This window comes from Providencia sp. 6390 (assembly GCF_058148425.1).
Genome location: NZ_JBYVYL010000017.1, coordinates 1 through 11846, shown reverse-complemented (window position 1 = coordinate 11846; position 11846 = coordinate 1). Strand labels below are relative to the sequence as shown.

General features: G+C 47.8%; 2 protein-coding genes. Both read left to right on the top strand.

All coding sequences use genetic code 11. The annotated features are described in order from the left end of the window. Window positions 1-3853: non-ribosomal peptide synthetase (locus tag AC3Z9T_RS21155; protein ID WP_490128031.1), on the top strand; the 3853-nt coding region annotated here is incomplete at its 5' end. Next, a partial coding sequence (locus tag AC3Z9T_RS21150) for an amino acid adenylation domain-containing protein (protein ID WP_490128030.1) occupies window positions 3846-11846 on the top strand: 8001 nt, incomplete at its 3' end. The genes AC3Z9T_RS21155 and AC3Z9T_RS21150, both read left to right, overlap by 8 nt.

Genomic DNA, 11846 nt, shown 5'->3' with positions numbered 1-11846 from the left:
TCGTATTGAACCGGGTGAAATTGAAGCACGTCTGTTGCAATGCAGCGGAGTACGAGAGGCTGTTGTTATTGCTTGTGAAGATAGCATAGGTGATACCCGATTGGTGGCTTACCTCCGTCCACACGCAGGCGTGACACTTGAACCTAGCACACTACGTAAGCAGCTCTCAGTGCACTTAGCAGACTATATGATCCCCTCAGCCTATGTCATGCTCAAGACATTCCCGCAGACAGATAACGGCAAACTTGACCGCAAGGCACTGATTAAACCATCTCAATTTGCTGTCGCTACACGCGATTATGAAGAGCCGCAAGGAAAAGTTGAAATCGCACTGGCTGCTATTTGGCAACAACTACTAGGGCTGTCACACGTAAGCCGCCACGATCACTTCTTTGAGCTCGGCGGTCACTCACTGATGATAGTCAGCCTAATTGAGCAACTGCGACGTGTCGGTTTAACACTGGATATCAGAGGTATTTTCTCTGCCCCTGTACTAAGTGATATGGCGCAAGCCGTATTGGTATCTCAAGATCAGCCCGCGTTTGTCGTACCGCTTAACCGCATCCCAGCAGGCTGTAGCACCATTACCCCTGAGCTATTACCACTTATTTCACTCACTCAGCCAGAAATAGATACTGTGGTCGCAACCGTTACAGGGGGAGCTGCCAATGTACAGGATATCTACCCACTTTCGCCTTTACAGGAAGGCATTCTCTTCCACCACTTATTACAACAGCAAGGGGATACCTATTTGTTACGTAGTATGGTGTCCTTTACCCATCGTGAACGCCTTGATGACTTTTTAAATGCACTGCAACAAGTTATCAACCGCCATGATATTTTACGCACTGCCGTGTGCTGGCAAGATTTAAGCCAGCCCGTACAAGTGGTGTGGCGTCAAGCCAAATTGCCTATCAACCAATTTGAACCAACCTCACCAGACGACGTGCTCGCACAGTTGCAGGCCTATACTGAGCCGCAAACGCGTCGGATCTCGCTCACTCAGGCGCCTTTATATCGTGCCGATATCGCACACGACACTAAACAAAACCAATGGCTACTAGCGCTGAGCTTTCATCATTTGGTTAGCGACCATATGACGCTGGCGCTTATCATCAGCGAGATCCGCTTATTATTGCAACAGCGGGTAGAGGCGTTACCAACGCCGCTCCCATACCGTAATTTTATCGCCCAAACACTCAGCGTACCGAACGCCGTGCATGAAGCGTATTTCCGCGAGCAACTCGCTGATGTGGATGAACCCACCGTGCCTTTTGGATTGCTCAACGAACAAGGCAGTAATGAGGATATCCACGAAGCCAGTCTGGTGTTAGATAGCTCTCTGGCAACCGCTATTCGACAACAGGCTCGCCACTTTGGTGTTAGCCCTAGCGTGTTGTTCCATGTGGCGTGGGCACAGGTGTTGGCACAAACAAGCGGGCGCGATGATGTGGTATTTGGCTCTGTTTTACTTGGTCGCCTTGCAGGCCATGAAGGCACTGAGCGTATTATGGGGATGTTTATCAATACACTACCTCTGCGTATATCCCTTACCGATTGCAGTGTAGCGGAGGTGATTACACGCACCTCGCATAATTTGATGATGTTACTCGAGCATGAACAAGCCCCACTCACACTGGCGCAACGTTGCAGTGGTGTAGCATCACCGATGCCGCTATTTACAGCTTTACTCAACTATCGTCATACATCAACCCGAGCAACCGACAATACCTTGAGTGATATTCGCGTGTTAACCACAGAAGAGCGCACAAATTATCCACTCACCCTTGCTGTAGATGATCGGGGTGAAGGCTTTAACTTAGTTGCACAAACGCGAGAGGGTATCGATCCTCATCGTCTCACTCAGTATATGGTGACGGCAATCAGTCGCTTGGTTGAGTCACTAAAAACCGAACCACAGCGTTCAATATTAAGTCTATCCGTATTGCCAGATAACGAACGTCAACAATTACTAGTGGACTTCAATACAACCGACGCCGATATTCCTCACCATAAACTTGCTCACGAACTGTTTGAAGCGCAAGTTGCCCACACGCCAGATGCTATCGCGTTGGTATTTGAAGATCAGCACCTCTCCTATGACACACTTAATCGCCGTGCTAATCAACTGGCACACCACCTCATCAGTCTTGACGTTAAGCCTGACGACCGAGTGGCGATTTGTGTTGAGCGAGGCCTAGAGATGGTGATTGGGCTACTTGCTATTCTCAAAGCCGGCGGCGCCTACGTACCATTAGATCCAACATATCCTGTGGAGCGTCTGCGCTATATGTTGGAGGATGCTAAACCCGTCACGCTCATAACACAGTCTGCCCATCCTGAGGTAATGCGTGATACTCTGCCGATTATCCTGCTCAATAGCGATGACATTAGCCATTTGAGTGAAGAAAACCCTAATATCGAGGGGTTAAACGCCCACCATCTGGCCTATGTGATTTATACCTCAGGATCGACAGGGAAACCGAAAGGGGTGATGGTTGAACATAGCAATATGGTCAATTTCCTCTGTTCAATGCAAAGTAAGCCCGGCATTTCTCAACAGGATGTGCTGCTGGGAGTAACCTCTTTATCTTTTGATATCTCTATTTTGGAAATTTTCCTGCCGTTATTGAATGGTGCTCAGCTCATTCTAGCAACACAGGCACAGTCTGCAGATGCGCAACAGTTGGCGGGGCTTATCAAGCGCCATAAAGTATCCTTTATGCAGGCTACACCTTCGACATGGCGGATGTTATTGGCGCTAAGTGATTTTACCTTCCCAATCCCCTTTAAAGCACTGTGTGGCGGAGAGGCTCTGCCAGAAAACTTAGCCACTGCGTTACTGCAAAAAATCTCAACACTTTGGAATATGTATGGCCCAACAGAAACCACCGTGTGGTCAACACACCATGCGCTGACAACATCAACGCCTTACATTGGTCATCCGATTGCCAATACTCAGATCGTCATTTTAGACTCCCTCGGACGCATGGTTCCTCTTGGTGTTGCTGGGGAAATATATATCGCGGGAGCAGGCGTTGTGCGTGGCTATCTTGGACGTCCAGATCTCACTGCTGAGCGCTTTATACCTAACCCGTTCTCTCGTTCACCGCATGCCCGCATGTATAAGACAGGCGATCTCGGACGTTGGCTGCCTGATGGCACCCTTGAGTATTTGGGACGTAACGATTTTCAGGTCAAAATTCGCGGTTTTCGTATTGAGTTAGGCGAAATTGAAGCACGTCTCGCCCACTGCTCAGGGGTACAAAACGCGGTAGTGATCCCTCGTGAGGATAGCCCCTCAGACAAACGGTTAGTGGCTTATCTACAGCCGCAACCTAATGCAACACTTGAACCTGCAACACTGCGCCAACAACTTAGTGAAACATTGGCTGAGTACATGATCCCCAGTGCATTCGTAACACTGGAGAGTTTCCCTCTCACCCCTAACGGCAAACTTGATCGCAAAGCATTACCTGCCCCAGATCAATCTGCAATGGTAAGTCACACATATGAAGCACCACAAGGTGAACTGGAGTATGCGCTAGCGCAAATTTGGCAAACGCTGCTAGGGCTTGAGCGTGTAGGGCGTCACGATCATTTCTTTGAGCTTGGCGGACACTCGCTGCTTGCTGTGCAGTTAACAACCTGCATACGTACCGAATTTTTAACCGATATTCCTATCGTTGCTATTTTCCAACATCCGCAGCTATCTGCACTAGCGGAGATCATTCTTGCCGCACAAATGGATGCTGCTTGGGGAAATGACAGTGATGCATTTACACAGGATCTTGACTCAATGTCAGTAGAAGAATTAATGGCAATTTTAGGCGGAGACAAAAACGATGAATAAACAAAACATGAGCATTGAAGAGCTAAAACGCGCTGTTTTAGAGAAAAAAGTTAAACAACAGCTAAAACAGCGTGCAAGTCAGCAGTGTCCAGCGATTAAAAAGGCTCCTCGAAATCTGCCTCTGCAGCTCTCTTTCTCTCAACAGCGACTGTGGTTTATTGGCCAGCTCGATGAGGCCGCCAGTCAAGCCTATCATCTTCCTGCCGCATTACGATTGAGCGGTAAGCTTGATAAACTCGCACTCATAGCAGCCCTCGATAGTTTGATAGCGCGTCATGAAAGCCTTCGGACACACTTTACAATGATTGACGGGAAACCTGCGCAGCAGATTGCCCCTGAAGAGACACCTTTTTGTTTATCCTGCATTGATTTGCGCGATCTTAGTGAGGCAGCAAAGGCTCAACAATTAGCTGAGTTGAGCGAAAATGAAGCTTGCGCTCCCTTCGACTTAATGCAAGGCCCGCTTATCCGCGGTCAGCTATTGCAGTTAAGTGATGAAGAGCATGTGTTGCTTATCACTCAACACCACATGATTTCCGATGGTTGGTCTTTGGGGATCTTCGTACGTGAATTTTCTATCCTATATCGTGCAGCACTTAGCGGTGATGAACCACATTTGCCCCCACTTCCCATTCAGTACGCCGATTATGCCGTTTGGCAGCGTGATTGGCTCAAAGAAGAAGCTCTCGCTGAACAGCGCCAGTTTTGGCATAGTCGCTTACAGGGTGCACCCGAACTAATAGCGCTGCCGACGGACCGCCCTCGCCCTGTAGTACAACGCTATGCGGGCAACCAAGTCTCTTTTCATCTTGGCGCAGATGTGCTTAATGCCCTCAAAACACAAGGGTATCAGCAGGGGCGCACACTGTTTATGACCGTGCTTGCAGCATGGAGTTTAGTACTCTCTCGTCTCAGTGGTCAGGACGATATTGTGATTGGCACCCCCGTTGCGAATCGTAGCCGCCCAGAGTTAGAAGGGCTAATTGGCTTTTTTGTTAACACCTTGGCTTTGCGTGTTGAACTTGATCCTACTGAAACATTAGAGACACTGCTGGCACGGGTGAAAGAACAGTCACTTGCTGCCTATGCTCACCAAGACTTGCCATTTGATCAAGTGGTCGACGTCTTGCAACCTGCTCGTAGCCTGAGCTACAGCCCTGTTTTTCAAGTAATGTTGGCACTAAACAATACTGCTTCACAGCACTTAACATTGCCTAATTTAGCTATCTCTTTTATTGAACAACCCAAACACAGCGCCCAGTTTGACCTAATGTTATCCATTAATGAGACTGACGATGGTCTTACTGGCTCACTGGAATATGCCGTCGACCTGTTTGATAAAGAAACGATTGAGCGCATGGCAAACTATGTCATGAATGTTCTTACCGCTATCGCCACCGACATCTCACAACCGTTGTACGCAGTGCCGATGTTAACCGATAGTGAACGCCAACAGCTACTGATTAACTTTAACCCTACAAAAAACAAGCCATTTGCTCCCGCATTAATTCACGCACGCTTTGAAGCACAAGCACAACAATCACCAGAGGCTATTGCCGTGGTGTTTGAAGACCAACATCTGACTTATGCTGACCTTAACTGCCGTGCTAATCAACTAGCACACCATCTGATTAGCCTTGGTGTTAAACCTGATGACCGCGTGGCGCTCTGTGTTGAACGCAGTCCTGAGATGATTATCGGCCTGCTTGCTATCCTTAAAGCGGGCGCTGCTTATCTGCCGTTAGACTCCGCTTATCCGTCTGAGCGTCTTGCGTATATGCTTGACGATGCCGCACCTGTCGCGCTAGTCACGCAATCGACATTAACCACCACCTTGCCACACACCACATTGCCTACCGTATTGCTTGACACACAAGCGGCATGGGAAACTCAACCTGACTATAATCCCGATCCTCAAGTACTTGGTGTAACACCAAACCATCTAGCCTATGTAATTTACACCTCTGGCTCGACTGGAAAACCCAAAGGCGTGATGGTCGAACATGCCAGCGTGACACGTCTACTCGATGCAACACAGACAGATTTCCACTTTGACAATCATGACGTTTGGAGCCAGTTCCACTCCATTGCGTTTGACTTCTCTGTTTGGGAAATATGGGGAGCGCTTACTTACGGCGGTAAATTGGTGGTGGTGCCTACACTTTGTGCCCGCTCACCACAAGATTTTTACGCTTTGCTCTGTCGCGAACGCGTTACCGTGCTCAATCAAACACCCAGTGCCTTCCGTCAGCTGATAGCTGCGCAAGATGATACCGACCATACGCTGCGATATATTATTTTCGGCGGTGAAGCGTTAGAGCTTTCTATGCTGACGCAGTGGACTACCAATAACCCGCTTGAACGCACTCGCCTGATTAATATGTACGGTATTACCGAAATCACCGTACATGCAACCTTTTACGAATTAACCGCTGCCGATATCACTGTAGGGCGCGGTAGTCTTATCGGTCGGCCGTTATCAGATCTGCGTGCTTATCTGCTTGACCCACACGGTCAACCCGTACCTATTGGTGTAACAGGTGAGCTCTATATCGGCGGTGCTGGGGTAGCGCGGGGTTACCTTAACCGCCCCACACTCACGGCAGAGCGTTTTATTGCTGACCCGTTTAGCGAACAACCGGATTCACAGCTCTACAAAACGGGCGACCTTGCCCGCTGGCTGGCTGACGGTTCATTAGACTATATCGGACGTAATGATTTCCAAGTCAAAATACGCGGTTTTCGTATTGAGCTGGGTGAAATTGAAGCCCGTCTAATGCAATGTACTGGCGTGCAAGATGCAGTGGTACTTGCCCGTGAAGATGTGACAGGAGATTGCCGCCTAGTAGCCTATATTCAGCCACAAGCTAACGTCGAGCTAGTACCTGCTAGCCTACGTCAGCAGCTTTCTGTACATTTAGCCGACTACATGCTGCCGTCAGCCTTTGTCACCCTTAACGTCTTCCCGCTAACGCCAAATGGCAAGCTCGATATCAAAGCCTTGCCTGCCCTTGAACGTTCAGCCGTCGTCACACATGATTATGAGGCGCCTCTCGGCAAGATAGAAATCGCATTAGCTGAAATCTGGCAAGAGCTGCTGGGAATAGAACGTATTGGACGCTATGACCACTTTTTTGAACTTGGTGGTCATTCATTAATGATTGTCGGTATGATTGAAAAATTGCACCATCTTGGCTTTAAACTTGATGTTCGCAATGTCTTTACCGCACCAACACTGATCGCACTGGCAGAAACGCTTCAACATGACCAAAACGAGCCGCGTTTTATTACACCAGATAACCTTATCCCCAACGGGGCGACACAAATTACTCCCGACATGCTATCTCTGGTTAGCTTAACCCAACAAGAGATTGATATCATTGCCGACACAGTCATAGGCGGTGTGGAGAATATTCAAGATATCTACCCACTTGCCTCACTGCAAGAAGGGATCCTATTCCATCATCGCCTGCATCCTGATAACGATCCCTATGTTGTCTCATCACTGTTAAAAATCGACAATCAGACGAAATTAGACGCCTTTATTGGCGCATTACAATCAGTCATTAACCGCCACGATATTTTACGTACCTCAATCCACTGGCACGATTTGATACAGCCCGTTCAGGTAGTACATCGCCACGCCCTGCTAAGTGTGCATTATCTTGCGCCTGAAAATCGTGTTGATGTGGAAACCACAATGCGCGAAAAAGTCGCCTCGTCATATGCTTCAATGGATTTATCGCAAGCCCCCTTACTACGTTTGTATGTTACACCAGACTGCACATCACCCGCGCTTTATTGCCTGCTACAATTTCATCATATTATTGATGACAATCTTTCGCTGCGTCAGCTACTTGCAGAAACTACTGCATTTCTGATGGGAGCAGGTGAGGCACTTCCTCCCTCCTTTCCATATCGAAACTTTGTGGCTTATAGCCGCCAAGAAGATAAAAACCAAGCCGCAGAAACATTTTTCCAAGACTATTTGTCAGATATTGACGAAACCACAGCCCCTTTTGGGGTCGTCAATGTTCAAGCTAGTGGTGAAAGCGCAATAGAATCTCGCCAATTACTTAGCCCTGTACTTTCACAAACAATCCGTGATGTTGCGCGCCAGTTCGGTATCAGTCCAGCGGCCATATTTCACGCTAGTTGGGCATTGGTGATTGCCCGAACTAGCGGGCGGGATGATATTGTGTTCGGTACGACATTATCGGGACGTATGTCAGGTCTTGATGGAAGTGCAACCGCATTAGGTATGTTTATTAATACGCTCCCCTTCAGGATAAAGCTGGCTGGGATGAGCGTGTCAACACTGGTTCACACCGCGAATGATATTTGTGCCAGTTTATTACACTATGAGCAAACACCACTATCTACAATTCAGCAATATAGCGGACTCGGTACTATGCCGCTGTTTAGCGCCCTTCTCAATTGTCGACACACTAATGACAGCGATGTCGATGCGCCAAATTTAGGCCAATTTGGTCTAGAAAGCCTGTTTAGCCGCGAGCGCACCAACTATCCATTAGGTATCTCAATTGATAATAATCATGAGTGTTTTTCACTCTCAACCCAAGCCATCAGCCCTATTGATCCTAACAGCGTGAATGCCTATCTATTGCAGGCAATAGAGCAACTCATCACCCTATTAACCAATGCGCCTGAAACGCTCGCAGAGACTATCGATATAGTGCCTACCGCTGAATATGAGCAATTATTGCTAAGCTTTAACGCACCCTATAACGATTTTCAAGATAATTCCTTAATTCATCAATGGTTTGAACAGCAGGCTGCTCAAACACCTGACGCTACCGCAGTTGTGTTCGAAGAGCAGGCTATCAGCTATGATGAGCTTAATCGTCGTGCCAACCAATTAGCTCACCATCTTCTATCACTTGGCGTACAACCCGACTTTCGTATTGCCATTTGCGTAGAACGCAGCGTGGAAATGATTGTCGGTCTATTGGGTATTCTTAAAGCTGGTGCCGCTTATGTTCCACTCGATCCTGCTTATCCTGCCGATCGTCTGGCCTACATGCTTGATGATGCTAAACCTGTCGCGCTGTTAACTCAGGCCGCGCTGGTTGAATCACTGAAGAGTACATTACCAATTGTTGTACTGGATAATCCGCAATTCACCGACCTTAAGCATGCCTCGCAAGATAATCCAAATGCCCATGTACTGGGGCTGTCATCACATCATCTGGCATACGTTATCTATACTTCGGGTTCAACCGGTCAACCAAAAGGGGTGATGATCGAACATCGTAGTCTGTGTAATCTCGCGAGTGCCCAAATTCACGCATTTGGTATCACCGAAAACAGCCGCCTCCTACAGTTTTCCTCTTTCAGTTTTGATGCATGTATTTCAGAAGTGATAACTACACTGTGTCAAGGCGCTTGTCTGGTTTTAGCTTCTCGTGAGGCATTATTGCCCGGCGATGCATTGCTTAATACGCTGAAAATGCAGGCTATTACCCATGTCACATTACCACCCATTGCAACCAGTGCATTAGATGCCAATGCCACACTGCCTGATTTAACAACCATAATCTTCGCTGGGGAAGCGTGCCCTCCTATATTAGCGAAGCGTTGGGCAGCCTCGAAGAAACAGGTTATTAATGCTTATGGCCCTACTGAAGGTACAGTCTGTGCAACCCTCTATCACTATTATCAAAACGACGATGACCAATTGCCTATCGGGAAACCTATTGATAACACCCATGTGTATATTCTTGATACCAAAGGACAACTAGCCCCCATAGGTGTGACGGGTGAAATATATTTAGGTGGTGTTGGCATTGCCCGCGGCTACCTTAATCGCCCTGAACTGACAGCAGAGCGCTTTATTGCCAACCCCTTTAGCGACCAACCGAATGCAAGGCTTTATCGAACAGGCGACCTTGGCCGTTGGCTGCCCGACGGAAATATTGACTATTTAGGCCGCAACGATTTTCAAATCAAATTACGTGGTTTTCGTATTGAGACAGGTGAAATTGAAGCGCGTCTAATGCAGTGTGCTGGCGTGCAAGATGCGGTGGTTATCGCCCGTGAAGATAAACCTCACGATACGCGCCTAGTTGCCTATATCCGACCTCATGCGGGTGCTGAAATCGAACCTGCCACATTACGTCTGCAACTGTCACAGCATTTAGCTGAATATATGTTACCTGCCGCGTTTGTCACACTGACACAATTCCCATTTACACCAAATGGCAAACTTGACCGTAAAGCGCTACCTGCACCAGATAAACATTCTGTTGTTACCCGTGACTATGAAGCGCCACAAGGAGAGATTGAAATAGCATTAGCGCAGAGCTGGAAAAATCTATTACAACTAGAGAATGTGGGCCGTCACGATCACTTCTTTGAGCTTGGCGGACACTCATTGTTGGCCGTCAATTTGATAGAACAACTTCACCAGCTGGGTTGGACAATTGATGTCAGTTGTATTTTCGCAACACCCATACTGTGTGAAATGGCACGAACCGTACAACCTAATCAAGATAAAACCGTATTCTCAGTACCCGCTAACCGTATTCCAACACAGTGCTCCGCATTAACCCCTGCAATGCTGCCACTTGTCACACTCACTCAGGCAGAGCTCGATACCGTTGTCGCAACCGTAACAGGGGGTAGCGCCAATGTGCAGGATATCTACCCACTTTCACCACTTCAAGAAGGGATTTTGTTCCATCACCGCTTGCAAACGCAAGGTGATGCTTATCTGCTCAATAACTTGTTGGCTTTTGATAACCGTGAACGCCTTGATAGTTTTCTGAATGCACTACAACAAATCATTGACCGCCATGATATTTTGCGTACCTCATTTTGCTGGCAAGGGCTTTCTCAGCCAGTACAGGTTGTATGGCGACACGCACCGTTACCTGTAAATACGTTTATCCCTGATGCTAACGGCGATATTCTCACGCAATTAAAAGCCCATACCGACCCACGTCATCGCCGCCTTAATCTTAATCAAGCACCGTTACTATGTGCTGATATTGCACATCATCCAACAACAGGAGAATGGCTGCTGGCCTTTGGTTTCCATCATTTAGTTGGCGACCATATGACTCTGGATCTGATTGTCAGTGAAATCACGACTCTGCTTAAAGGGCATGCAGATAAGTTACCGATCCCCCTTCCCTATCGTAATTTCATCGGCCAAATTTTGAGCGTTCCATCGACTGTTCACGAACAGTATTTCCGCTCTCGTCTGGCAGATATTGATACGCCAACCGCGCCTTTCGGTATTTTAAATACGCAAGGCGACAATGAACATATTGCAGAAGCGCGTCTGGCGCTAGATACCTCATTAGCACAAGCCATACGCAAACAAGCGCGCCAACTTGGCGTAAGCCCAAGTGTATTATTCCATGTTGCATGGGCACAAGTGCTGGCGCATGTGAGTAATAGTGATGATGTGGTGTTTGGCTCTGTCCTGCTTGGTCGTTTGCAAGGTTCGGCAGAGCTAAGTCGCGTTATGGGGATTTTTATCAATACACTACCACTGCGTATTACCCTTGCTGAGCGCAGCGTGCTAGATGTTGTACAAGATACCTATCGTGATTTAACCGCACTTTTAGAACATGAACAAACACCACTGACCGTGGCGCAGCGCTGTAGTGGTATTAAACCGCCAATACCGCTGTTTAGTGCACTGTTTAACTATCGTCATAGCCAAGCAGGAACAATGGTCGACGAAACATGGCATGGTATGCGTTTACTAAGTGCAGAAGAACGCACTAACTATCCTTTCACGCTGTCAGTTGATGATCTGGGTGAGCAATTTCACTTAGTTTCTCAAGCGATTGAAGGCGTCGACCCTCTGCGCCTCGCCCACTATTTGGAGAGTGCAATCAAAGGGCTGGTTGAGACATTGGCAACAGAACCGCAACGCCCGATTATGACGCTGCCGATATTACCAGAACGTGAACGTCAACAGTTGTTAGTTGACTTTAACGACACCAACGCCGACTTCCCA